Raw genomic sequence first — 22,209 nt, 5'->3', positions numbered from 1 at the left:
ACCACCGGGGGGACCGGTCCGAAGGGAGCGGTCCCCCCGGTGCGTTGCGCGTGCCGGCCGGGGCCCGCGGGGATATCGTCTGGAGGTGGACCAGCCGACTCCCCACCCCGCCCCGCGGGGGCCCGAGGCCCAGCCCGTCGCCTGCGCGCGCTGCGGCACCACCGCCCCCGACGGCGCCCCGCCCACCTGGACCTGCTCCGTGGAGAACGGGACCAGGCAGTACTTCTGCGTCGACTGCGCGCGGGCCAACCTCCGCGCCATCGAAGGCCGGCTCGACTCCTCCTGGTGGTGACCCCCGGGCCGCGCCCGGGGCCGGCTCCGCTCCCTACGCGGGCCCGTCCTCCGGCGCGAACCCCGGGAGCCAGGCGTCCAGTTCGTCCCGCAGCCGCACCGTCGCGCCCAGCTGGCACAGCACCCCGATGGTGCTCAGCGTCACCCGGTGGATCAGCAGGTACGACGGCGGCAGATTGATCTGGCGCCCCAACTGGTGCGCGGGGGAGCGGGGATCGGCGATCCGCGCCGCCTGGCCGCGCAGCCACGGCCGGGTGAAGGTGAACTCCTCGGCCTCGGCGGGCTCGATGATCGGCTTGAGGTAGTCGAGCACGGCCTCCGGGTCGAGGTCGATGGAATCCCGCACGAACCCCTCCGCCCGCAGGTGCCCGTAGACCCCCTCGGCATCACCGTCCAGCGTCATCCGCAGGGACCGGCCGATGGGCTTGGGCCAGCCGCCGGGCAGCCGGTCGACGGTGCCGAAGTCCAGTACGCCCAGCCGCGTCCGGCCGTCCGCCCCCGCTATCAGGCGGAAGTTGCCCGGGTGCGGATCGGCGTGCAGGAGCCCCGTCCGGGCCGGGCCCGAGAACAGGAACCGGGCCAACAGCTGCCCGGCGCGGTCGCGTTCCTCCTGGGTTCCGTCGGCGATCACCTCCGACAGCGGGGTGCCCTCGATCCACTCGGTCACCAGCACCTCGTCGCCCTGGTGCACGACGTCCGGCACGACCACGTCCGGGTCGTCGTCGAAGGCGTCCGCGTGCGTGCGCTGGGCCTCGGCCTCCAGCTCGTAGTCCAGTTCCTCCGCGACCCGGTCGCGCATCTCGGTGATCAGCGGCTTGATGTCCATGCCGGGGACCAGCGGCCCCAGCAGTCCGGCGAAGCGGCCCAGCTGCTTGAGGTCGGACAGCAGCGCCTCACCGGCCCCCGGGTACTGGACCTTGACCGCCACCTGCCGTCCGTCGTGCCACACCGCCCGGTGCACCTGCCCGATCGAGGCGGCCGCGGCCGGCTTGTCCTCGAACTCCTCGAACAGCTCGCGCCAGTCCTCGCCCAGACGCTCCGCCAGCACCTCGTGGACCCGGGCCGCCGGCAGCGGCGGGGCCGCCTCCTGAAGCTTGGTCAACGCCGCCCGGTAGGGCCCGGCGATCTCCTCGGGCAGGGCCGACTCGAACACCGAAAGGGCCTGCCCGAACTTCATCGCGCCCCCCTTCAGTTCACCGAGCGTGCGGAACAACTGCTCGGCGGTGCGCTGCTGGAGCTCACGGGCGACGATCTCGGCCGACTTGCCGCCGATCCGCTTGCCCAGCCCCCAGGTGGCCCGGCCCGCGAACCCGAGTGGCAGCGCGGCCAGCTTGACGGTACGGGTGACCGCCTTCCGGGGAAGATCAGACATGCGCCCCTCCAGTTCCCAGACAGCTGCGCCGCAAGCGGCGGTTCAAGGCGATCCACGGTTCCGACGCATCCTGTCATGGCCGACTCCGGCGGTCCGCGCCCGATCCTGCCCCGGCGTCCTGCAGCGCCGCTCGACCGTCGCCGTCGCCGTCGCCGTCGCCCGCACCGCCGCCCAGGCCCGGTGGCCGGGGCGGAGCCGGCTCGCGTGCCGTCGCCGCCCCGCAAGGGCAGTCCGGATGAGGCCACACCGCCGAGCGGTCCCAGGACAGACCCGGCAGCGCGGCCTCCCAGCGGGCGCCCGCCGAAGCGGGCACCTCCCCGTCGAGGAAGGACAGGGCGTGGGCCGCCGCCAGGCCGGCCACCGCCGTCGAGAGGGCCAGATCGCAGGCGGCCGTCGCGCGGCGGCGGTGCGCCGAGCGCCACTGGACCAGCATCCGCGGCCAGGCCGGGTCCCGGTCGACCCGGTCGCGTTCCATGCACCCCGCGCAGGCCGTGGACCCCGGCAGCACCAGTGGCCCCACCAGACCGGTTGCCTCCAGTACTCCCGCGTAGAGGTGCGGGGTGCCGGTGGCCACCCAGTCGGCCGCCGTGTGCGGATCGGGCGCCCAGGACTGCAACCCGTCCCGGGGCGCGACCACCACCAGGGCGAGCCCCGGCTCCGGCCCCGCCGGCTCCCCGGCCCGGGGCCCCCGCCCCGGGGCCGCGTCCCGCACCAGCGCCCCCGCCGCCTCGGCCCTCAGCCGCCCGACACTCGCGGGACCCAGCCCGCCCGGAGCCACGTCGGCCGGCAGCACCCGGCCCCCGTCGAGCACCTCGACCCGCCCCACCCCCGCTCCCGCCAGGACGGCGGCGATGACCGCCCCCACCCGTCCGCTCCCGCGCACCTGGACCCGTATCGCCCTGCGCGCCGCGGCGCCCCGTAAGTCACCACCGGGCTCCCGGTGCACCAGCGACAGCGAGCCCAGGTCGGGCCCCAGCCGCTCCAGGGTCTCGGGCCGCCGCCGGACGGCCTGGGCCCGTGGCCCGCCCGCGGTGACGTCGTCGAGCAGCCCCGCCCCCGCGAGCCGCCGCACCAGCTCGTCCACCCGCCCCTCGGGCAGACCCATCCCGGCGCCCTCCGCCCGCAGCAGGTCCATGCTCCGCGTCCCGTCGATGCGGTCGATGAGCGAGCCGGTGGCCGTGTCCACCGGACCGAGCACCACCGCGTGGGCGGGAGTCACCCCGAACTGCACCGTCTGCAGATCGCGCCAGGCCCGTGCCAGCGCGGGTTTCACCTTCGGATACACGACAGCCCCCTTCGATGCGCGGATCCCGCCGGGGGGATCCGCCCGTCCCGATTCACCGCTTTCGATCACCATGCCCGCACGTCGCGCGACGTGCGGGAATTCGTCCACAGGCGAGGGGTATTAGGCATATGAGATGGAGAAAAGGGGTGTTTCTGGAATTCGCAACGAATCGATCATGTTCGAACCGCGGACGCGCGGGACTTCCGCCACGGCGACCGGGTACCTTCGAGGCGTGTCCGCCGATCCACCGCAGCGCGCCGTCGAAGTCCGCCGGAGCGCGCGCCGCCGCAGGACCGTATCCGCCTACCGCGAGGGTGACCGTACGGTCGTCCTGATCCCTGCCCGGATGTCCGAGGCGGAGGAGCGCCGCTGGGTGGGGGTGATGCTGGACAAGCTCGCCGCCCAGGAGAGCAAGAGGACCCTCGGCGACGCGGAACTCACCGAACGCGCCGCGCGTTTGTCCGAGCAGTACTTCAGCGCCCGTGCCCGCCCCCGCTCGGTGCGCTGGGTGACCAACCAGAACACCCGCTGGGGATCCTGCACCCCCGCCGAGGGCAGCATCCGGCTCTCGCACCGGCTCCAGGGCATGCCCGAGTACGTGGTCGACTACGTGCTGCTGCACGAGCTGGCCCACCTCCTCGTGCCCGGCCACGGCCCCCGCTTCTGGGAGCTGCTGGAGGCCTATCCGAAGACCGAACGGGCCCGCGGTTACCTCGAAGGAGTGGTCGCGGCGGAACGCCTGCCGAAGGTTCCGGCAGCCCGCGAGGAATGACCCCGCGCCACGCGAGCGCACGCCGCGGTACGCGTTTGTACCGGGTCGGTACCGACTTGGCCGGATGTCGGCCGGAGCCGTTAGCCTGAGCGGCACGCATGCAGCGGCAGGCATTCACAGTCGGAATGGGGGACGGTCGGACGTATGGCCAGGGAATTCCAACGCGGCCACAAGGCCAAGATCAGTGATCTGACGGCGGGTACCGATCTGTACGTGGGCGTCCAGATCTCCGGGCCCGGACTCACCTTCGACATCAGCTGCTTCGGCCTCGACGCGAACGAGCAGCTCTCGGACGACCGCTACTTCGTCTTCTTCAACCAGCCGAAGTCGCCGGAAGAGTCCATCCAGCAGCTCGGCGCGCAGGCCGGCGACACGGAATCCTTCCGGGTGACGCTCGACCGGATCCCGTCGTCCATCCACCGGCTCTCCTTCTCCGCCACCCTCGACGGCGCCGGGCAGATGTCGCAGATCGGCCCCGGCTACATCCGGATCGTCGCCGGCGGCGAGGAAGTCGTCCGCTACGCGTTCAACGGCTCCGAGTTCAGCACCGAGCGCGCGCTGATGATCGGCGACTTCTACCTCAAGGACGTGTGGCGCTTCGCCGCCGTCGGCCAGGGCTTCGACGGCGGCCTCGCCGCGTTGCTCCAGCACTTCGGCGGCGAGGTCGCCGAGGAGGAGCCGCAGCAGGCCGCCCAGCCGGCACCGCCGCAGGGCGCCGCGCCCGGGTTCGCCCCGCCGCCGCAGGGCGCCGCCCCGGCCCCGTCGTTCGGCGCGCCCGTCCAGCAGCAGCCGCCCGCCCCCGCGCCGTCCTTCGGCGCCCCGGCACAGGCGCCCGCCCCGCAGGCACCCGCCCCGCAGGCACCCGCCCCGCAGGCGCCCGCCCCGCAGCAGCCCCCGGCCCCCGTGCACACCGCCCCGACCATGGTCGCCCCGCTGGCCCCGGCCGCGCCCTACGGCCAGCCGCCGCACCCCCCGCAGCAGCCCGGCCCGCCCTCGTACGGCCAGCCGCCGCAGCCCTCGTACGGCGGCCAGGTGCCGCCCCCGGCCCCCGCGCCCTACGGCCAGCAGCCGCCGCAGCCCGCGTACGGCCAGATCCCGGGCCAGCAGCCGCCCCCGTACGGGCAGCAGCCCGGCTACGGCCAGCAGGCTCCCTACGGCCAGGCCCCCCAGGCCGCCGGTCCCGGAGCCGGTCTCGCGGCCGCGCTCCAGCCGTACAAGGAGGCGCCCACGGGCGCCCGCTGGACCCCGCAGAACCAGCAGCTCATGCGGGTCGACCTGTCGATGGGCGGCCAGGCCGTCCTCGCCCGCCAGGGCAGCATGGTCCTCTACCAGGGCAAGGTCGACTTCAGCTACAAGGGAGCCGGTTTCGCGGGCCGCATCGTCGGCAACGCCACCGGCCAGGAGATGCAGCTGATGCGCTGCACCGGCCGCGGCCAGGTCTTCCTCGCCGAGAACGGCGCCCACCTGCACGCCATCGAGCTCCAGGGCGACGGGATCTGCGTCTCCGCCGAGAACGTCCTCGCCTTCGACGAGTCGCTCCAGCACGAGGTCCGCCGCATCGAGGGTCACGGCATTCCGGGCGGGGCCCTGTTCACCATGCTCTTCCAGGGCTCGGGAACGGTGATCGTCAAGACGCAGGGCGTCCCCGTCGTCCTGCCCGTCACCCCGACCACGTTCGCGGACAGCAACGCCATCGTCGCCTGGTCGGCCGCCTCCCAGGTGATCATTTCCAGCCAGGTCCGGCTGCGCCGCAACGCCTACCCCGGCCACAGCGGGGAGACCGTGAACCTCCAGTTCCGCGGCGCTCCCGGCAACTTCATCGTCGTCCAGCCGTACGAGGTCTGAGGGAGCCCGTCATGAACGCAACGAACCAGCAGCTCGCGGGCTACGCCCCCACCCCCGTCACGGCCCGCATGGAGAACCACGGCCGGGCCATGCTCAAGGTCGCCATGCAGAGCGGCCAGGACCTCTTCGCCCGCACCGGCTCGATGGTCGCCTACGAGGGCTTCGTCCAGTACGAGCCCAACCCGCCCGCCGTGCGCCAGATGGCCTCCCAGTGGCTGACCGGCGAGGGCGCCCCGCTCATGAAGGCCACCGGCGACGGCCTGCTCTACCTCGCCGACTACGGCGCCGACGTCGTCTGCATCAACCTCAACAACGACGCCCTGTCCGTCAACGGGACCAACCTCCTCGCCTTCGACGCCCACCTCCAGTGGGGCGTCGAGCGGGTCAAGGGCATGGCGAAGTTCGCCGGCCAGGGCCTGTTCAACGTCCAGATCGCCGGCACGGGATGGGTCGCGATCACCTCCCGCGGCACCCCGATCGTGGTCGACTGCGGCCGCGGCGAGGACGAGACGTACGTCGACCCGGACGCGCTCGTCGCCTGGTCCCCGAACCTCAAGGTCAAGGGGAAGCGCAGCTTCAAGGCCTCGTCGATGATCGGCCGGGGCAGCGGGGAGGCCTACCAGATGGCCTTCTCCGGCACGGGCATCGTCGTCGTACAGCCCAGCGAGGACAGCACCGACCGGCTCCGGGCCCGGGGCTGAGGGGGAGCGGACACATCATGCAGAGCGCACTTTTCGGCTACGCGGAAGCGCAGTCCCAGGACCGGTACACCGTCCAGAACCCCCAGCTCCTGCGGGTCTCCCTGAGCGGCACCGACGACGTTCTCGCCCGCAAGGGGGCGATGGTCGCCTACCAGGGCATCATCGACTTCGACGGGGAGTACCAGAGCAGCGGCCAGCGCACCGCCCGCGCCCGCACCGGCGAGGGCCTGGACCTCATGCGCTGCTCCGGGCAGGGCACCGTCTACCTGGCCAACCTCGCCCAGTACGTCCACGTCGTGGACGTGGACCAGGACGGCCTCACCGTCGACAGCAGCTACGTGCTGGCCCTGGACTCCACCCTGCACACCGAGGCCATCGCGGTGGACAGCCAGTACGGCATCTCCGGCTCGGGCAAGTACCAGCTCAACATCAGCGGCCGCGGCAAGGTCGCCCTGATGACCTCCGGGCAGCCCCTGATGATGCAGGTCACCCCGGACAAGTACGTCAACGCCGACGCCGACGCGATCGTCGCCTGGTCCACCTCGCTGCGCGTGCAGATGCAGGCCCAGACCCACTCCACCGGGGTCTGGCGGCGCCGCGGCAACACCGGCGAGGGCTGGGAGCTCAGCTTCCTCGGCACCGGCTTCGCGCTGGTGCAGCCCAGCGAGGTCCTGCCGCCGCAGAACGCCCAGATCGGACAGGGCGCCGCCGCGCAGTTCGGGATGGGCCAGCACGGAGCCCACTCCCAGAACCAGAACAACGCCTGGAACTGACGGACGGCACCGCGAACGCGCCGGAGGGGCGGGCCCGCACGGGCCCGCCCCTCCGGCACGTCACGCATCACGCGTCACGGCACGTCGCCTCAGGCGCCGAGCCGCTCCCGCGTCGCCTCCACCAGCCGCACGACCGAGGTGTCGGCCACCGCCGCCACCTCCTCGTACGGGAACCAGCGCAGGTCGAGCGACTCCTCGCTGATCTCCGCGACCGCGTCGGCCGGAGCCAGCGCCGCGTACTGCACGTCCAGGTGCCAGTTGCACGGCGCCGGGATCGGATGCCGGTCCAGCCGCAGCGGCCCGCCCGGCAGCAGGGTCAGCCCGGAGGCGATCCCCGACTCCTCGACGGCCTCGCGCAGCGCCGCGTCGGCCAGCGTGGCGTCACCGGGCTCGCAGTGGCCGCCCATCTGCAGCCACAGGCCGAGCTTCTTGTGCAGGGTCAGCAGCACCCGGCCGCGCACCGGGTCGACGACCAGGGCGCTGCCCGTGACGTGCCCGGCCGTGCAGGGCTTGTAGACCCCGTCCGGATGGGCCGCCAGGTGCTCCAGGTACAGCTCGCGCAGTTCCGGCTGGCCCTCGTACCGCTTCAGTACCAGGACCGCGTCTTCGTGCAGGCTCACTTCTTCTCTTCACCCTCGTCGTCGCGACGGTCACGCTTCTCGGCCGCCTCGCCGAGCATCTTGTCGATCTCGGAGAAGTCGAGCTGCTCGCGGTGCACGAACCCGTCCGGGTCGTCCAGGTCGGAGGCCGTCGGCAGCATGTCCGGGTGCTCCCACAGCCCGTCGCGGCCGTCCACGCCCCGCGCGTCGGTGAGCGAGGCCCACAGCCGGGAGGCGTCCCGCAGCCGGCGCGGACGCAGCTCCAGGCCGATCAGCGTCGCGAAGGTCTGCTCCGCCGGACCGCCCGAGGCACGGCGCCGGCGCATCGTCTCGCGCATGGCGTCCGCCGAGGTCAGCCGGGGCTTGGCCGCCTCGTGCACGACCGCGTCCACCCAGCCCTCGACCAGCGCGAGAGCCGTCTCCAGGCGGGCCAGGGCGGCCTTCTGCTCCGGAGTGTCCTCCGGCTGGAACATGCCGCCCTGCAACGCCTCCTGGAGCTGCTCCGGGTTCGACGGGTCGAGCTGGCCGACCACGTCCTCCAGCTTCGAGGTGTCGACCTTGATGCCCCGCGCGTAGCCCTCCACGGCCCCGAACAGGTGCGAGCGCAGCCACGGAACGTGCGCGAACAGCCGGGCGTGCGCCGCCTCGCGCAGCGCCAGGTACAGCCGTACCTCGTCCGAGGGGACGCCCAGGTCCTTGCCGAAGCCCTCGATGTTCAGCGGCAGCAGCGCCGCCCGCCCGGCCGGGCCCAGGGGCAGCCCGATGTCGGTCGAGCCGACGACCTCGCCCGCGAGCACGCCCACGGCCTGGCCGATCTGCTGGCCGAACATGGCCCCGCCCATGGAGCGCATCATGCCGAGCAGCGGGCCCGCCATGGCCTGCATCTCCTCGGGCAGCACCCCGCCCATCGCCGCGCCGACGCGCTCGGCGACCGGGTCCACCAGCTCCTTCCACACCGGGAGGGTCGCCTCGACCCACTCGGCGCGGCTCCACGCGACGGCCGCGTTGGCCCCCGACGGCAGGGAGGTGACGCCGTCCAGCCACAGGTCGGCCAGGCGCACGGCCTCCTCGACGGCGGCCTTCTCCGCGAGGCCGACGCTCGTGTCCTTCACGCCGTCCGCCGTGCCCTGCGCGACGGTCTGGCGGGCGATGTCCTTGGCCATGTCCCAGTTCACGGGACCGCCCTCGTAGCTCAGCATCTGGCCGAGCTGCTGGAAGGCCGCACCGAGGTCATTGGGGTTCATCGAACCGAACATCGCGGCGAACGGATTGTCCGCGCCGCCCGGAAGACCGGCGGGGTCGAACCCGAACGGATTCGCGGGGCCGCCCTGGCCGCCCTTCTTGCCCTCGTCGCCGTTCTCCGGCTCCTCCGGCGGAAGGCCGAATCCGAATGGGGTGTCGCTCACGGGTTTCCTCGGCTCGTAGGGCCGCCGGCGGGAGCCGACGGCGATGGTCCGGCAACACCACCCAGCCTAGACACCTGACCCGCTTCCGGGCTCGGTGCTCCGCCGACTCCTGGGCTGCGGCAGGATGGACATCACCTGGTGGGTACGCGTCACGGCGCGTCCCTACTGAAGACAACCGCTGGAGACGCCCGGTGAGTTCCCCAGATCCGCATGCTCGCGCGCCGCACGACGCCGAAAACCGCCCTGAACCAGGCGACAGCGCCCCCGGCGTTCGCCAGCCGCGAAACCAGGCCGAGCCCCGGCGCCGCAGCCCCGTGATCGCGGTGACCGGTGCCGCGTCCGGAGTGGGCGCGGCCCTGGTGGCCCGCCTCGTCGCATCCGACGAGGTCAAGCAGGTCGTCGCCATCGACGAGCGGCGCGGGGACTGCGCCGAGGCGCACTGGCACCTCCTCGACGTGCGCGATCCCGCGATCGCCGAGAAACTGCGCGGCGCGGACGTGGTCGTCCACCTCGCGCTCGACCTCGACCTGGAGACCGACCCGGCGACCCGTACCGCGTACAACGTGCGCGGGACCCAGACCGTCCTGACCGCCGCCGCGGCGGCCGGCGTCCACCGGGTCGTGCTCTGCACCTCGGCGATGGTCTACGGAGCGCTCCCCGACAACGACATCCCGCTCTCGGAGGACTCCGAGCTGCGGGCCACCGCCGAGGCCACCGGGGTCGGCGACCTGCTGGAGATCGAGCGCCTGGGCCGCAGGGCCCCCCGCGCGCACCCCGGCCTCAACGTGACGGTCGTCCGCCCGGCGGTCCTCGTCGGCGGCACCGACACCGCCCTGACCAGGTACTTCGAGTCCCCGCGCCTGCTCGTCGTCGCCGGATCCCGGCCCACCTGGCAGTTCTGCCACGTCGAGGACCTGGTCAGCGCCCTGGAGTACGCGGCGCTGGAGAAGGCCGAGGGCGAGCTGGCCGTCGGCTGCGAGGGATGGCTGGAACAGGAGGAGGTCGAGGAGCTGAGCGGCATCCGCCGCATGGAGCTCCCCTCGGCCGTCGCCCTGGGCGCCGCGGCCCGGCTCCACCGGATCGGCCTGACCCCCTCACCGGCCGGGGACCTCGCGTACACGATGCACCCGTGGGTCGTCAGCGTCAGCGGACTGCACGCGGCGGGCTGGCGGCCGCGCTGGACCAACGAGGAGGTGCTGGCCGAGCTGCTCCAGGAGGTGGCGGGCCGGCACACCGTCGCCGGCCGGCGTCTGGGCCGCAAGGACGCCGCCACGGCCGCCGGAGCCGCCGGAGCGACGGTCGCCCTGCTCGGAGCGGCCGCCGCCGTCCGCCGCGCCCGCAAGCGCCGCGGCATCTGACCCCGCGCCCGCCCGCCCGCCTGCCTTCCCGCCCGCCCGCCGCGCCCGGAACCGTCCGCGCCGGGCCGTGCGGGGCCCGGTTCCTGTAGGAGACTCCCAACCCCGCGGGCCCGGACCGGGCGAATCGGCTATTCCGCCACGTCAGCGGCTAGGGCACGATGGAAGACATGGCACCGCACTTCGACCACCCCGGCGAGCAGGCCGCTCCGGACCCGATCCGGCTGCTCGCGATCCGTGAGACCCCGCTGTCGATCGACGAGGTATTCCAGGCCGTCGGCGACGACTCGACGGGCGGCACGACCCTGTTCGTCGGCACGGTGCGCGACCACGACGGCGGGGCCGACGTCGACTCGCTCGGCTACTCCTCGCACCCGACGGCCGAGGCCGAGATGCGCCGCGTCGCCGAGCGCGTCGTGGCGAAGTTCCCGGTCCGCGCCCTCGCGGCCGTCCACCGCATCGGTGACCTGGCCGTGGGCGACCTGGCCGTGGTCGTCGCCGTCTCCTGCCCTCACCGCGGCGAGGCCTTCGAGGCCTGCCGGATGCTCATCGACGACCTCAAGCACGAGGTCCCCATCTGGAAGCACCAGACCTTCAGCGACGGCACCGAGGAATGGGTCGGCGCCTGCTGAATCCGGGGCCGGCGGCCGCTCAACCCCCCGGGCGCGGGGTTGCCCCCGCAAGGGGGTAGCCTCACACCCGTTCGGCCGCGCAACACGCCCTCGATTTGCGTAACCCCTTTCCGGGCACGAGCGTTGAAGCCACCAACGACACGTACTTTCGGGGCAGGGAGGCACGTCCATGGCATCACTGGCGTGGTTGCTGATTCCGCTGTTCGCCGCGATCGGAGCGGCGATATGGGGCAGCTGGGCGGCCCGCGACCGCACACAGGGCGACATATCCGAACTCGCCGGCTACGCGAGGTTCCGTGAGGCCATGGGCAAGGCCGATCAGGCCCGGACGAAGGAAAAGGCGCACTCCGGTTCCGACGCCGTCTGAGCGTCCCGGGGGTCCCGCTGAGAATCCTCTGAGAGTTCCGCGCACGGCCCCCGTACGGACCGGCCCCAGGGGCCGCCCGCCGAGGCCGTCCCGTACTGTCGATTCATGCCACGCCGCACCGCGACGATGCTCGCCTCCACCCTCATGCTGTTCGCGCTGCTCTGCGTCGGGGTGTTCATCAAGGTCCCGTACTCCGAGATGAGCCCGGGCCCGACGGTGAACACGCTCGGCGACTCGCGCGGCGAGCCGGTCCTGAGTATCTCGGGGCACAAGACGTACCCGACCAGTGGCCACCTCAACATGACCACCGTCCGCGTCACCGGCGCCGACTACGACATGAACCTGCTGGAAGCGGTGTACGGCTGGATGGCGGGCGACAACATCGTCGTCCCGCACGAGAACCTCTACCCGAACGGCAAGACGGACAAGGAATCCACGCAGGAGAACGCCGAGGAGTTCAGCCAGTCGCAGGAGAGCGCCAAGGTCGCCGCGCTCAAGCAGCTGGGCATCCCGGTCACCGCCCGCGTGATCGTCTCCTCCGTCGTCAAGGCCAGCCCCTCGGAGGGCAGGCTGCACGCGGGAGACGTGATCAGGTCCGTCGACGGCGCCGCGGTCACCGACCCCGCCGACGTGGCCAAGCTCGTGACGAAGCACAAGCCCGGCGAGCCGGTCGAGTTCACCATCGTGCCCGCCGCGGAGGCGGCCGAGGCGGAGCGCGCGGGCCGCGAGCCCACCACCACGGCCAAGGTCACCATCACCGCGGGCAAGGCGGAGGGCGACGGGCACGCCATCGTCGGCATCCGGGCCGGGACCGACCACACCTTCCCGTTCCCGATCGACATCAAGCTCGCCGACGTCGGCGGCCCCAGCGCGGGCCTGATGTTCGCCCTCGGCATCGTCGACAAGCTGACCGCGGAGGACCTGACCGGCGGAAAGTTCATCGCGGGCACCGGCACCATCGACGACACCGGCAGGGTCGGACCGATCGGCGGCATCCAGATGAAGACCATCGGAGCCCGTCAGGCCGGGGCCGAGTACTTCCTGACCCCGGCCGAGAACTGCGCCTCCGCCGCCTCGCACGTGCCCGACGGGCTGACCCTGGTCAAGGTCTCCACCATCGACGACGCCACGAAGGCACTGGAGAAGATCTCCAAGGGCGACACCGCGGGCCTCCCGCGGTGCACCACCCGCTGACCGGCAGGATCCGGAAGAGCCGGCCTAGTCGAGGAAGGTCGCGGCCAGCGCCTCGGCCAGGCCCGGCACCAGGCTCGCGCCGGTCAGCACCTCGCTGGAGGAGTCCTTCTCCCGCAGCCGCACGGCCGACTCCCGCGAACCGTCGCGCAGGACGCCCACGGTCAGCCGGACCTCCTGCCGGTCGGGATGCCCGGCGACCCACTTGGCCAGCTGCTTGTCGCCGAGCCCCTCCGGTACGGAGGCCTCGGCGGACGGCGGCAGCATCAGCCGCTCCACCGTCAGCGCGCACCCGACGATCGCGGCCGGCCAGGCGATGGTCCCCAGGAACTTGTCCAGCGGGGTCCCGGCCGGCACCGAATCCTGCTCGATGGGCGTGAGCTGGCTCTTGCCGGTGTCGTCCTGGTCGAGGCCGAGCTGGCGTGCGAGCCCCGGCTCCTGCTTGCGCAGCCGGGCCGTGTCGACCAGGGCGAACAGCCGGGCCGGCTTGTCCCAGCCGAGGGTGGCGGCGTACTCGTCGATCTCCAGGACGGCACGGGTCAGCGGGCTGGCGGCCATCGGGGTGCCGGGGGAAGGCGAAAGGTTGGACATGGACAACATCCTGCCTCCTTTCTCCCCGATACCGGGAACTGACTAAAGCCTCAGTAAGTTGCATGAGTGGGCCCTACCATCGGGGGCCCAGCTCCGGATTCTTCTCAGTACCCGGAATCAGTACCCAGACTCAGCGACTTTCGAGGTGCGCACCTTGGCTTTCCAGATGCCGGACCGCGGCGGAGGCCCCTCCGGGCCACGGATGAGAGTCGGCCGCCCCTCCAGGCGCGCCCGGACTCTTCTGACGACCCTGGGCGTCCTGGCCGTCCTGGCCATGGCGTTCATCATGTTCGCCGGTTTCTGGACGGACTGGCTCTGGTTCCGCTCCGTCAAGTACTCCACGGTCTTCACGACCACCCTGTGGACCAAGATCGGCCTCTTCGCCGTCTTCGGCCTGCTGATGGCGGGTGCCGTCGGGCTGAACATCTGGCTGGCGCACCGGCTGCGGCCGCCGCTCAGCGCGATGTCGCTGGAACAGCAGAGCCTCGACCGCTACCGGATGAGCATCGCCCCGTACAAGAAGTGGCTGCTCCTGGGCATCGCCGCGATCGTCGGGCTGATCGCGGGCGCTTCGGCGGCCGGCCAGTGGAAGACCTGGCTGATGTACGTCAACGGCGTGCCCTTCGGCCGTAAGGACCCCCAGTTCAACCTGGACGTGTCCTTCTACACCTTCGACCTGCCCTGGTACCGCTTCCTGCTCGGCTTCGGCTTCGCCGCGGTCGTGCTGTCGGTGATCGCCGCCGTCGTCGTGCACTACCTGTACGGCGGTCTGCGCGTGACCAGCCCGGGCGCCCGGGCCACCGCCGCGGCCACCGGGCACCTGTCGGTGCTGCTCGGCCTCTTCGTCACCTTCAAGGCGATCGCGTACTGGCTCGACCGGTACGGCCTCGCGGTGAAGTCCAGCGACTTCAAGGCCGCCGACAACTGGACGGGCCTGCGCTACGTCGACGCGAACGCCTACCTGCCGGCGAAGACCATCCTCGTCGCCATCGCGGCGATCTGCGCGGTGCTCTTCTTCGCCACCCTGTGGCGCCGCACCTGGCAGCTGCCGGTCATCGGCTTCGGCCTGATGGTCCTCTCGGCGATCCTGATCGGCGGGCTGTACCCGGCGATCGTGCAGAAGTTCCAGGTCCAGCCGAACGAGCAGGCCAAGGAATCGCCGTACGTCGAGAAGAACATCAAGGCCACGCGCGACGCCTACGGGATCGCCGGGTCCGAGGTCAAGGACTACCCGGGCGTCCCGCAGACGGACGACCGGACCAAGCTGCGGTCGGTGGCCGACACCACGGCCAGCGTCCGCCTCCTCGACCCGAACATCGTCTCCCCGGCCTTCCAGCAGCTCCAGCAGGTCAAGGGCTACTACGGCTTCCCGTCCACGCTCGCCGTGGACCGGTACAGCGGCCAGGACACGGTCATCGGGCTCCGCGAGCTGAACATCGGCGGCATCCCGAAGAACAACTGGATCAACGACCACTTCAAGTACACGCACGGCTACGGCGTGGTCGCGGCCAAGGGCACCACGGTCAAGGACGGCGCCCCCGACTTCACCCAGGCCGACCTGCCCTCCAAGGGCATGTTCGGCACGGACTTCGAGCAGCGCATCTACTACGGCGAGCAGACGAAGCAGTACTCGATCGTCGGCGGCCCGCAGAAGGAGCTCGACTACTCGGACGACAACGGCGAGAAGGAGACGAGCTACAAGGGCGGCTCCGGCGTCAACCTCGACAACCCGGTCAACCGCGCCGCGTACGCCCTGGCCTTCAACGAGCCGCAGATCCTCTACTCCGGGGCCATCGGTGACGGTTCGAGGATCCTGTACAACCGCACGCCCAAGGAGCGCGTCGAGGCGGTCGCCCCCTGGCTGACCATCGACGGCGCCCCGTACCCGGCCGTCATCGGCAAGCGGGTCGTCTGGATCGTCGACGCGTACACGACCACCAACGGCTACCCGTACGCCTCGCGGACCACGCTGGGCCAGAGCACCGCGGACTCGCTCACCAACAGCCAGCGCGCGGTGGTGGCCCAGGAGAACCAGGTCAACTACATCCGCAACTCGGTGAAGGCCACCGTCGACGCGTACGACGGCACGGTCAGCCTGTACCAGTGGGACACCGAGGACCCGGTCCTCAAGACCTGGATGAAGGCCTTCCCGGGGACGGTCAAGACCAAGAGCGAGATCTCCAAGCCGCTCATGGACCACCTGCGCTACCCGCAGGACCTCTTCAAGGTCCAGCGCGAGCTCCTCACGCGGTACCACGTCACGGACCCGCAGACCTTCCTCAGCGGCAGCGAGGCCTGGGCCGTCCCGGACGACCCGACCACCAAGGCCGGCACGGCGGTTCCGCCGTACTACCTGTCGATGAAGATGCCGGGCCAGCAGGAGAAGGACCAGGTCTTCTCGCTCACCACGACGTTCACGCCGAACGAGCGGCCCAACCTGAGTGCCTTCATGGCGGTCAACGCCGATCCGGGAACCCCGGACTACGGCAAGATCAGAATCCTGAAGATGCCGACGAGCAAGCCGCCGGACGGCCCCGGACAGGTGCAGAGCAAGTTCCAGTCCGAACCGAAGATCGCCGAGTCGATCCGCCTCCTGCGCGGTGGTGACTCGGAGATCGAGTACGGCAACCTGCTCGCGGTGCCCCTCGACGGCGGCATGCTCTACGTGGAGCCCGTCTACGTCCGCAGCTCCGGGCTCAAGTACCCGCTGCTGCGCAAGGTGCTGGTGACCTACGGCGGTCAGACGGCCTTCGAGGACACCCTGGAGAAGGCGCTCAACGTGGTCTTCGGGGCGGCCGCCCCGACCCCGCCGACGACGCCGACGAACCCGACCCAGCCCGGCGACGGCACGGCGCAGCCGCCGGCCGTCACGGACCCGACGGTCAAGGCGGCCCTCTCCGACGCGCAGAAGGCCGTCGAGGAGGCCGACAAGGCCATGAAGGCCGGCGACTGGTCCGCCTACGGCAAGGCCCAGGACGACCTGGAGGCGGCGCTGAAGCGGGCGATCGACGCGGAGGCGAAGCTGACGGCGCCCAAGCCGGGCGGCTGACCCGAACGCGGTAATGGCCCCGTCCCGCGTCGTGATACTGTGGTTTCACCGACGCGGGGTGGAGCAGCTCGGTAGCTCGCTGGGCTCATAACCCAGAGGTCGCAGGTTCAAATCCTGTCCCCGCTACTGAAGACGAAGGCCCGGATCCAATGGGATCCGGGCCTTCGTCGTGTCCGGAGCGGAGTCCGGAGTGGCGTGCGGGGGGCCGTGAGGGGGGACACGGGGGACACGGGGTCACTGGGGCGGGTGAGTTGGGGTAGGAGCGTGTTTGACTTGTCTCTCTGTGGGCATGTCGACAAAACGCTGTAGTGACCTCACTGGCTGCGACATACCAGGTGTACGCGGGTAGCAGGTGATGCGACGATGGGATTTATGGGGGACAGGTCAACTCTGCTGGAGACAGGGCGGTTTGTGAGGGCGGAGACCGAGTCGGTCACGGAAGCCGGTGGGGCGGCTCAGGTCGTTAACGCGCACAACGCACTGACCGATGCGGCGTTCACGGAAGAAGCGTTCGGAGAGGCCGAAGGGGCCACCGACGCCGAGCTCGAGGCACGCCACCGGGTGGCGGCCGACAAGGGCGACCCCGGAGCCATGAGCGTGCTCGGGGCCCTCCTGCTGCGCCGCGGCGACCTGGCCGGGGCGGAACCCTACCTGCGCGGCGCCACCGGGGAAGGGGACCGCGCCGCCGCGAACAACCTCGGAGTCCTCCTGCACCAGCGCGGCCACCCCGACGAGGCCGCCGGCTGGTGGCGCGTCGCCGCCGTCGCCGGATCCGCCCCCGCCGCGCACGCCCTGGGCCGCCACTACCGCGAGCGCGGGGACGAGCCCGCCGCCGAGTACTGGATGCGCCAGGCGGCGGAGTCCGGCCACGCCCTGGGCGCGTACGGGCTGGCCGACCTCCTCGAACACCGCGGGGACAAGGGAGTGGAGCGCTGGTTCCGGGCCGCCGCCGAGCAGGGGCACCGCGAAGCGGCGTACCGGCTGGCGCGCCACCTTCGCAAGGGCGACCCCAAGGAGGCCGAGCAGTGGTACCGCCAGGCCGCCGCGCGCGGCCACCGGCGGGCCGGCCTGCACTTGGGCGCCCTGCTGGAGGCGCGGGGCGAGCTGAAGGAGGCCGGCCGCTGGTACCTGAGCTCGGCGAAGCAGGGCGAGGCCCGGGCGGCCTGCGCCCTCGGCTTCCTGCTGCGCGACGCCGGGGACGAGGAGAACGCGGCGACCTGGTGGCTCCGGGCCGCACAGGACGGCGACGGCAACGCCGCGAACGCGCTGGGCGCGCTGCACGCCGCGCGGGGGGAGACCCAGACCGCGGAACGCTGGTACCGGGCCGCCATGGACGCCGGCGACCAGAACGGGGCGTACAACCTCGCCCTGCTGTGCGCCGCGCAGGAGCGGACCGCGCAGGCCGAGCAGTGGTACCGCCGGGCCGCCTACGCCGGGCACCGGGAGGCGGCCAACGCGCTCGCGATCCTGCTGCTCCAGGGCGGGGACGCGGCCGGGGCCGAGCCCTGGTTCTCGAAGGCGGCCGAGGCCGGCAGCGTGGACGCGGCCTTCAACCTCGGGATCCTCTTCGCGAGCCGGGACGAGGACCGCACCGCGCTGAAGTGGTACGAGCGGGCTGCCGCGGCCGGGCACACCGACGCGGCGCTCCAGGTCGGGATCGCCCTGGTGCGGGACGGCGCCGAGCGGGCCGCCGAGCGGCACCTGCGCTGCGCGGCGGGCGGCGGCAGCGCCGAGGCCGCCTTCCGGCTGGCCTCGCTGCTGGAGTCGCTGGCCCCGCCGCCGGAGCCGGTGGCCCTCGGCGAGCCGGCGGGCGGAGCCGCGCGCACCGAGAGCGAGGAGTGGTACGAGCGGGCCGCCGAGCAGGGCCACCGCCGGGCACAGGTGCGCGTCGGAATGCTGGCCGCCGCCCGGGGCGACCTGGCGGTGGCGGCCCGGTGGTACCGGGAGGCGGCCGAGGCCGGCTCCCGCAACGGCGCCTTCAACCTCGGGCTGCTGCTGGCGCGCGAGGGCAACGAGCCGGAGGCCGCCCTGTGGTGGACCCGCGCCGCGGTGGCCGGCCACGGCCGGGCCGCGCTGCGGCTGGGGCTGCTCGCCGCCCGCCACGGGGACCTCGCCGAGGGGCAGAAGTGGTGCGTGCGGGCCATGGAGCTGGGCCCGGCGGAGGTCTCGGAGCGGGCGGCCCGGCTGCGCGACGCGCTGGCCGAGGAACTCTCCGCCTGACCCGGGCCCGGTCCGGGCCCCCGGGGGGAGCCCGTTAACGGATTTGCATCTGCCGTCGGCCTCCCCGTACAGTGGGGTTTACCGACGCGGGGTGGAGCAGCTCGGTAGCTCGCTGGGCTCATAACCCAGAGGTCGCAGGTTCAAATCCTGTCCCCGCTACTGAAGGCCCGAGGCCCGGATCCCATGGATCCGGGCCTCGAGTCGTTTCCGGATGCCAAGCGGCAAAAAATGACGGCCGGGGGTTCCGCCCCCGGCCCGTCCTCGCGTTCCCGCCCGGTCGCGCGGCTACGCGCCCGCGCAGTTCGGGCACACCCCGCGGTACGTCACCTCGACCGCCGAGACCACGAAGCCGAAGCGCTCGCCGGCCGGCAGGTCGGCCAGCGGGTCGCCCGCCGGGTGGACGTCGCGGATCGCGCCGCACTGGGCGCAGACCAGGTGCTGGTGGGGGCGGTGGGCGTTCGGGTCGTACCTCTTGGCGCGCCGGTCCGTCGACACTTCCAGGACCTCGCCGAGGCTCACGAGCTCGCCCAAGGTGTTGTAGACCGTGGCTCGAGAGATCTCGGGCAGTTTGGTCACGGCGCGCGCGTGCACCTCGTCTGCCGTCAGGTGAACGTGGTCACCGTCGAGCACCTCGGCGACGACACGGCGCTGGGCCGTCATGCGCCAGCCGCGTCCGCGGAGTCGTTCCAGCAGGTCACTCATGGACGCCAGCCTAACAGCGAGGCGCTTCGGTGTAGATCCCGAACCGGTGTGGAATTGGATGCTTACTTGACTTAGACAAAGTCCATCGTAGGATCGTGTACGGCAAACACCAAGGACAGGACCAGCAGTAATGACGCAGGAGGCGCACGTGACGCAGGGACCGCTCACCACGGAGGCCGGGGCTCCGGTCGCCGACAACCAGAACAGTGAGACCGCCGGTATCGGCGGGCCGGTCCTCGTCCAGGACCAGCTGCTGCTGGAGAAGCTCGCCCACTTCAACCGCGAGCGCATCCCGGAGCGCGTGGTGCACGCCCGCGGCGCCGGCGCCTACGGCACCTTCACCCTCACGCGTGACGTCTCCCAGTGGACCCGGGCCAAGTTCCTCTCCGAGGTCGGCAAGGAGACCGAGACCTTCCTGCGCTTCTCCACCGTCGCCGACAGCCTCGGCGGCGCCGACGCCCGCCGTGACCCGCGCGGCTGGGCGCTGAAGTTCTACACCGAAGAGGGCAACTACGACCTCGTCGGCAACAACACCCCGGTCTTCTTCATCCGGGACGCGATCAAGTTCCCCGACTTCATCCACACCCAGAAGCGCGACCCCTACACGGGCTCGCAGGAGCCCGACAACGTCTGGGACTTCTGGGGCCTGTCGCCCGAGTCCACGCACCAGGTGACCTGGCTGTTCGGCGACCGGGGCATACCGGCGTCCTACCGCCACATGAACGGCTACGGCTCGCACACGTTCCAGTGGAACAACGGGGCCGGCGAGGTCTTCTGGGTCAAGTACCACTTCAAGACCGACCAGGGGATCAAGAACCTCACCCAGGCCGAGGCCAACGCCCTCGCCGGTGAGGACCCGGACTCCCACCAGCGCGACCTGCGCGAGTCCATCGAGCGCGGCGACTTCCCGTCCTGGACCGTCCAGGTCCAGATCATGCCGGCGGCCGAGGCGGCGGAGTACCGCTTCAACCCGTTCGACCTCACCAAGGTGTGGCCGCACGAGGACTACCCGCCGATCGAGATCGGCAAGCTGGAGCTCAACCGCAACCCGGAGAACGTCTTCGCCGAGGTCGAGCAGTCCATCTTCAGCCCGGCGCACTTCGTCCCCGGCATCGGTCCCTCCCCGGACAAGATGCTCCAGGGCCGTCTCTTCGCGTACGGCGACGCCCACCGCTACCGGGTCGGCATCAACGCCGACCACCTGCCGGTGAACCGTCCGCACGCCACCGAGGCGCGCACCAACTCCCGCGACGGCTTCCTGTACGACGGCCGTCACAAGGGCGCGAAGAACTACGAGCCCAACAGCTTCGGCGGCCCCTTCCAGACGGACCGCCCGCTGTGGCAGTCCTCCGCCGTCACCGGCGGCACGGGCAACCACGCCACGCCCTCGCACGCCGAGGACAACGACTTCGTCCAGGCGGGCAACCTCTACCGCCTGTACTCCGAGGACGAGAAGACCCGTCTGATCGAGAACCTCTCCGGCTTCATCGCCAAGGTCTCGCGCGACGACATCGCCGAGCGGGCGATCGACAACTTCCGCCAGGCGGACGGTGACTTCGGCAAGCGGCTGGAAGCCGCGGTCCAGGCCCTTCGCGGCTGACTGACCCGCTTGTCGTAGCAGGCCGTCGGGCCGGAACTCCCAGTCGGGGTTCCGGCCCGACGGCCGTTTCGCGTACGGGCGCCGGTCAGGCGGGCACCGTCCGCCGGGCCGGCGCCCAGCAGCGGACGACGTCGCGGACGGACACGATGCCCACCGGGCCGCCGTCCTCCAGCACGATCAGATGGCGGAAACCGCCGTGCACCATGGCCTCGGCCGCTTCCCGCAGGGTGGCGTCCGGGGTGCAGAAGACCACGTTGTTGGTGGTGTGCGCGCCCACGGACTCCCGGTCGGGATCGTGACCGGCGCCGAGGGAGTTGAGGATGTCGCGCTCGGTCAGGATGCCGATGCCGCTGTGGTCGGGATCGAGGACGACGGCCGCGCCGACGCGCCGGCCGGACATCAGGCAGGCCGCCTGACGGAGGGTGTGCGCGGGTCCGAGGGTGAGGATCACGGTGCTCATGGCGTCGCGGACGAGCATGAAGAGAGCCACCTCCTGGGTGAGTCCCCGCGCTTGGGTGGGTGCTCCGGTGAGGCACTCCTAGAGAAATGCTTCACAAGCGCACAAGCGGGGGGATTCTCAGATTCCCACGGGGGCGGGGGCCCAACAAGGGGGCGCGCTCGGCGCACTCACCCGCGCGCGGAAGGTCAGGCGCGCGGCCGGAGCAGGCCCAGCATCTCCTCGTGGAGCAGGCCGTTGGAGGCCGCGGCGTTCCCGCCGTGCACCCCCTCCGCCCCGTCCAGGCTGGTGAAACGCCCGCCCGCCTCCTCGACGACGACCGCGAGGGCGGCCATGTCCCACAGGTTCAGCTCCGGCTCGGCGCACAGGTCCAGCGAGCCCTCCGCGACCATCATGTACGGCCAGAAGTCGCCGTAGCCCCGGGTGCGCCAGCACGCGCGGGTCAGGTCCAGGAAGCCGGGCAGCCGGCCCTGCTCCTCCCAGCCGCTCAGCGAGGAGTAAGCGAAGGAGGCGTCGCCGAGGGTGGCGACCTTCGACACCCCGAGGGGGGTGGTCTCGCCGAGCGCGCCGCCCGCGAAGGCACCCGAACCCTTCGCCGCCCACCAGCGGCGGCCCAGTGCCGGGGCGGAGACCACCCCGACGACCGGCCGGAACACCCCGTCGGCGCCCTCGGTCGTGAGGGAGATCAGCGTCGCCCACACGGGAACCCCGCGCACGTAGTTCTTCGTACCGTCGATCGGGTCGACGACCCAGCGGCGCGGGCCCTCGCCCTTGAGGCCGTACTCCTCGCCCAGGATCGCGTCGGAGGGCCGCGCGGCCAGGATCCCGGCCCGGACGATCTCCTCGGCGGCGGTGTCCGCCTCGCTCACCGGGGTCATGTCGGGCTTCGTCTCGACCGCCAGGTCGAGGGCGCGGAACCGCTCCATCGTGGCCGCGTCGGCCGCGTCGGCGAGTTCGAGGGCGAGGCGCAGGTCATCGTCATACTCGGGCATGCCCGAACA

General features: G+C 71.9%; 20 protein-coding genes and 2 tRNA genes. 14 read left to right on the top strand and 8 right to left on the bottom strand.

Annotation, left to right across the window (positions count from 1 at the left end):
- Positions 1 to 85 precede the first annotated feature (85 nt).
- Positions 86 to 292 carry a hypothetical protein gene (locus tag AC07B0_RS08070; RefSeq protein ID WP_356874531.1) on the top strand — a complete coding sequence of 69 codons (207 nt, stop codon included), beginning with the start codon at positions 86 to 88 and terminating at the stop codon, positions 290 to 292.
- Between the two features lie 33 nt (positions 293 to 325).
- On the opposite strand, the gene AC07B0_RS08065 is transcribed toward AC07B0_RS08070, so the two are convergent.
- Together AC07B0_RS08065 and AC07B0_RS08060 are read right to left on the bottom strand one after the other, a co-directional pair.
- On the bottom strand, positions 326 to 1,663 hold the full coding sequence (locus AC07B0_RS08065) for an ABC1 kinase family protein (protein WP_467290347.1): 1,338 nt from the start codon (positions 1,661 to 1,663) through the stop codon (positions 326 to 328).
- A 73-nt stretch (positions 1,664 to 1,736) separates the two neighbouring features.
- Complete coding sequence (locus AC07B0_RS08060) at positions 1,737 to 2,948, bottom strand: TOMM precursor leader peptide-binding protein (protein WP_469376760.1); 1,212 nt, start codon at positions 2,946 to 2,948, stop codon at positions 1,737 to 1,739.
- A gap of 175 nt (positions 2,949 to 3,123) precedes the next feature.
- Between AC07B0_RS08060 and AC07B0_RS08055 the strand changes: the two genes are divergently transcribed.
- The 4 genes from AC07B0_RS08055 to AC07B0_RS08040 all read left to right on the top strand — a co-directional run bounded on the left by AC07B0_RS08055 (position 3,124) and on the right by AC07B0_RS08040 (position 7,039).
- Entirely contained in the window at positions 3,124 to 3,720 is a 597-nt protein-coding gene (locus tag AC07B0_RS08055) for a M48 metallopeptidase family protein (protein ID WP_469376762.1), read from the top strand.
- A 144-nt stretch (positions 3,721 to 3,864) separates the two neighbouring features.
- A complete protein-coding gene (locus AC07B0_RS08050) occupies positions 3,865 to 5,565 on the top strand; it encodes a TerD family protein (protein ID WP_478897307.1) in 1,701 nt (566 codons plus the stop codon).
- A gap of 11 nt (positions 5,566 to 5,576) precedes the next feature.
- On the top strand, positions 5,577 to 6,266 hold the full coding sequence (locus AC07B0_RS08045) for an AIM24 family protein (RefSeq protein ID WP_356874521.1): 690 nt from the start codon (positions 5,577 to 5,579) through the stop codon (positions 6,264 to 6,266).
- Positions 6,267 to 6,283: 17 nt separating this feature from the next.
- The gene (locus AC07B0_RS08040) at positions 6,284 to 7,039 is read left to right on the top strand and encodes an AIM24 family protein (protein ID WP_356874519.1); all 756 of its coding nucleotides are present in this window, start codon (positions 6,284 to 6,286) and stop codon (positions 7,037 to 7,039) included.
- Positions 7,040 to 7,128: 89 nt separating this feature from the next.
- Here AC07B0_RS08040 and AC07B0_RS08035 read toward each other — a convergent pair whose 3' ends face one another.
- Together AC07B0_RS08035 and AC07B0_RS08030 are read right to left on the bottom strand one after the other, a co-directional pair.
- The gene (locus AC07B0_RS08035) at positions 7,129 to 7,659 is read right to left on the bottom strand and encodes an NUDIX hydrolase (protein WP_356874517.1); all 531 of its coding nucleotides are present in this window, start codon (positions 7,657 to 7,659) and stop codon (positions 7,129 to 7,131) included.
- Positions 7,656 to 9,044 (bottom strand): zinc-dependent metalloprotease, encoded by a 1,389-nt coding sequence (locus tag AC07B0_RS08030; protein WP_356874515.1) that lies wholly within the window; start codon positions 9,042 to 9,044, stop codon positions 7,656 to 7,658. Before AC07B0_RS08030 ends, AC07B0_RS08035 begins: the two co-directional genes overlap by 4 nt.
- A gap of 191 nt (positions 9,045 to 9,235) precedes the next feature.
- Here AC07B0_RS08030 and AC07B0_RS08025 point away from each other — a divergent pair, with 191 nt between their 5' ends.
- From AC07B0_RS08025 to AC07B0_RS08010, 4 genes are all read left to right on the top strand, one after another.
- A complete protein-coding gene (locus AC07B0_RS08025) occupies positions 9,236 to 10,402 on the top strand; it encodes an SDR family oxidoreductase (protein ID WP_356874513.1) in 1,167 nt (388 codons plus the stop codon).
- 167 nt (positions 10,403 to 10,569) lie between these two features.
- Positions 10,570 to 11,031: a molybdenum cofactor biosynthesis protein MoaE gene (locus AC07B0_RS08020; RefSeq protein WP_356874511.1), complete on the top strand. Its 462-nt coding sequence runs from the start codon at positions 10,570 to 10,572 to the stop codon at positions 11,029 to 11,031.
- Positions 11,032 to 11,200: 169 nt separating this feature from the next.
- Positions 11,201 to 11,398, top strand: a complete 198-nt coding sequence (locus tag AC07B0_RS08015) for a hypothetical protein (RefSeq protein ID WP_281211018.1) — start codon at positions 11,201 to 11,203, stop codon at positions 11,396 to 11,398.
- A 105-nt stretch (positions 11,399 to 11,503) separates the two neighbouring features.
- On the top strand, positions 11,504 to 12,592 hold the full coding sequence (locus AC07B0_RS08010; RefSeq protein ID WP_356874508.1) for a YlbL family protein: 1,089 nt from the start codon (positions 11,504 to 11,506) through the stop codon (positions 12,590 to 12,592).
- 24 nt (positions 12,593 to 12,616) lie between these two features.
- On the opposite strand, the gene AC07B0_RS08005 is transcribed toward AC07B0_RS08010, so the two are convergent.
- On the bottom strand, positions 12,617 to 13,189 hold the full coding sequence (locus tag AC07B0_RS08005; protein ID WP_356874506.1) for a PPA1309 family protein: 573 nt from the start codon (positions 13,187 to 13,189) through the stop codon (positions 12,617 to 12,619).
- Between the two features lie 157 nt (positions 13,190 to 13,346).
- On the opposite strand from AC07B0_RS08005, the gene AC07B0_RS08000 reads away from it, so the two are divergent.
- From AC07B0_RS08000 to AC07B0_RS07985, 4 genes are all read left to right on the top strand, one after another.
- A complete protein-coding gene (locus AC07B0_RS08000) occupies positions 13,347 to 16,229 on the top strand; it encodes a UPF0182 family membrane protein (RefSeq protein ID WP_356874663.1) in 2,883 nt (960 codons plus the stop codon).
- A 52-nt stretch (positions 16,230 to 16,281) separates the two neighbouring features.
- A tRNA-Met gene (locus AC07B0_RS07995) sits at positions 16,282 to 16,355 on the top strand.
- Between the two features lie 246 nt (positions 16,356 to 16,601).
- On the top strand, positions 16,602 to 18,449 hold the full coding sequence (locus AC07B0_RS07990) for a sel1 repeat family protein (protein WP_478897305.1): 1,848 nt from the start codon (positions 16,602 to 16,604) through the stop codon (positions 18,447 to 18,449).
- An 85-nt stretch (positions 18,450 to 18,534) separates the two neighbouring features.
- Positions 18,535 to 18,608: transfer RNA gene (locus AC07B0_RS07985), tRNA-Met, on the top strand.
- A gap of 126 nt (positions 18,609 to 18,734) precedes the next feature.
- On the opposite strand, the gene AC07B0_RS07980 is transcribed toward AC07B0_RS07985, so the two are convergent.
- Positions 18,735 to 19,151 (bottom strand): Fur family transcriptional regulator, encoded by a 417-nt coding sequence (locus AC07B0_RS07980; protein ID WP_356874502.1) that lies wholly within the window; start codon positions 19,149 to 19,151, stop codon positions 18,735 to 18,737.
- A gap of 130 nt (positions 19,152 to 19,281) precedes the next feature.
- Here AC07B0_RS07980 and AC07B0_RS07975 point away from each other — a divergent pair, with 130 nt between their 5' ends.
- Positions 19,282 to 20,751, top strand: coding sequence for a catalase (locus AC07B0_RS07975; RefSeq protein ID WP_469376769.1), 1,470 nt, complete (start codon positions 19,282 to 19,284; stop codon positions 20,749 to 20,751).
- An 85-nt stretch (positions 20,752 to 20,836) separates the two neighbouring features.
- On the opposite strand, the gene AC07B0_RS07970 is transcribed toward AC07B0_RS07975, so the two are convergent.
- Both AC07B0_RS07970 and hisN read right to left on the bottom strand, forming a co-directional pair.
- Positions 20,837 to 21,229, bottom strand: coding sequence for a CBS domain-containing protein (locus AC07B0_RS07970; protein WP_281210524.1), 393 nt, complete (start codon positions 21,227 to 21,229; stop codon positions 20,837 to 20,839).
- Positions 21,230 to 21,396: 167 nt separating this feature from the next.
- Positions 21,397 to 22,200 carry a histidinol-phosphatase gene (gene hisN, locus AC07B0_RS07965; RefSeq protein ID WP_469376771.1) on the bottom strand — a complete coding sequence of 268 codons (804 nt, stop codon included), beginning with the start codon at positions 22,198 to 22,200 and terminating at the stop codon, positions 21,397 to 21,399.
- Positions 22,201 to 22,209: the final 9 nt, after the last annotated feature.

The organism is Streptomyces sp. NPDC044704, assembly GCF_056433525.1.
Note: the sequence above shows the minus strand (reverse complement) of the source record. Positions and strands in the feature narration are given on the sequence as shown.

What these genes read in the sequence shown, in the direction of transcription:
- AC07B0_RS08065 (WP_467290347.1), bottom strand. Translation starts at nt 1,663, where the DNA reads ATGTCTGATCTTCCCCGGAAGGCGGTCACCCGTACCGTCAAGCTGGCC.
- AC07B0_RS08055 (WP_469376762.1), top strand. Translation starts at nt 3,124, where the DNA reads ATGTTCGAACCGCGGACGCGCGGGACTTCCGCCACGGCGACCGGGTAC.
- AC07B0_RS08050 (WP_478897307.1), top strand. Translation starts at nt 3,865, where the DNA reads ATGGCCAGGGAATTCCAACGCGGCCACAAGGCCAAGATCAGTGATCTG.
- AC07B0_RS08045 (WP_356874521.1), top strand. Translation starts at nt 5,577, where the DNA reads ATGAACGCAACGAACCAGCAGCTCGCGGGCTACGCCCCCACCCCCGTC.
- AC07B0_RS08040 (WP_356874519.1), top strand. Translation starts at nt 6,284, where the DNA reads ATGCAGAGCGCACTTTTCGGCTACGCGGAAGCGCAGTCCCAGGACCGG.
- AC07B0_RS08020 (WP_356874511.1), top strand. Translation starts at nt 10,570, where the DNA reads ATGGCACCGCACTTCGACCACCCCGGCGAGCAGGCCGCTCCGGACCCG.
- AC07B0_RS08015 (WP_281211018.1), top strand. Translation starts at nt 11,201, where the DNA reads ATGGCATCACTGGCGTGGTTGCTGATTCCGCTGTTCGCCGCGATCGGA.
- AC07B0_RS08010 (WP_356874508.1), top strand. Translation starts at nt 11,504, where the DNA reads ATGCCACGCCGCACCGCGACGATGCTCGCCTCCACCCTCATGCTGTTC.
- AC07B0_RS08005 (WP_356874506.1), bottom strand. Translation starts at nt 13,189, where the DNA reads ATGTTGTCCATGTCCAACCTTTCGCCTTCCCCCGGCACCCCGATGGCC.
- AC07B0_RS08000 (WP_356874663.1), top strand. Translation starts at nt 13,347, where the DNA reads ATGCCGGACCGCGGCGGAGGCCCCTCCGGGCCACGGATGAGAGTCGGC.
- AC07B0_RS07990 (WP_478897305.1), top strand. Translation starts at nt 16,602, where the DNA reads ATGGGGGACAGGTCAACTCTGCTGGAGACAGGGCGGTTTGTGAGGGCG.
- AC07B0_RS07980 (WP_356874502.1), bottom strand. Translation starts at nt 19,151, where the DNA reads ATGAGTGACCTGCTGGAACGACTCCGCGGACGCGGCTGGCGCATGACG.
- AC07B0_RS07975 (WP_469376769.1), top strand. Translation starts at nt 19,282, where the DNA reads ATGACGCAGGAGGCGCACGTGACGCAGGGACCGCTCACCACGGAGGCC.
- AC07B0_RS07970 (WP_281210524.1), bottom strand. Translation starts at nt 21,229, where the DNA reads ATGCTCGTCCGCGACGCCATGAGCACCGTGATCCTCACCCTCGGACCC.
- hisN (WP_469376771.1), bottom strand. Translation starts at nt 22,200, where the DNA reads ATGCCCGAGTATGACGATGACCTGCGCCTCGCCCTCGAACTCGCCGAC.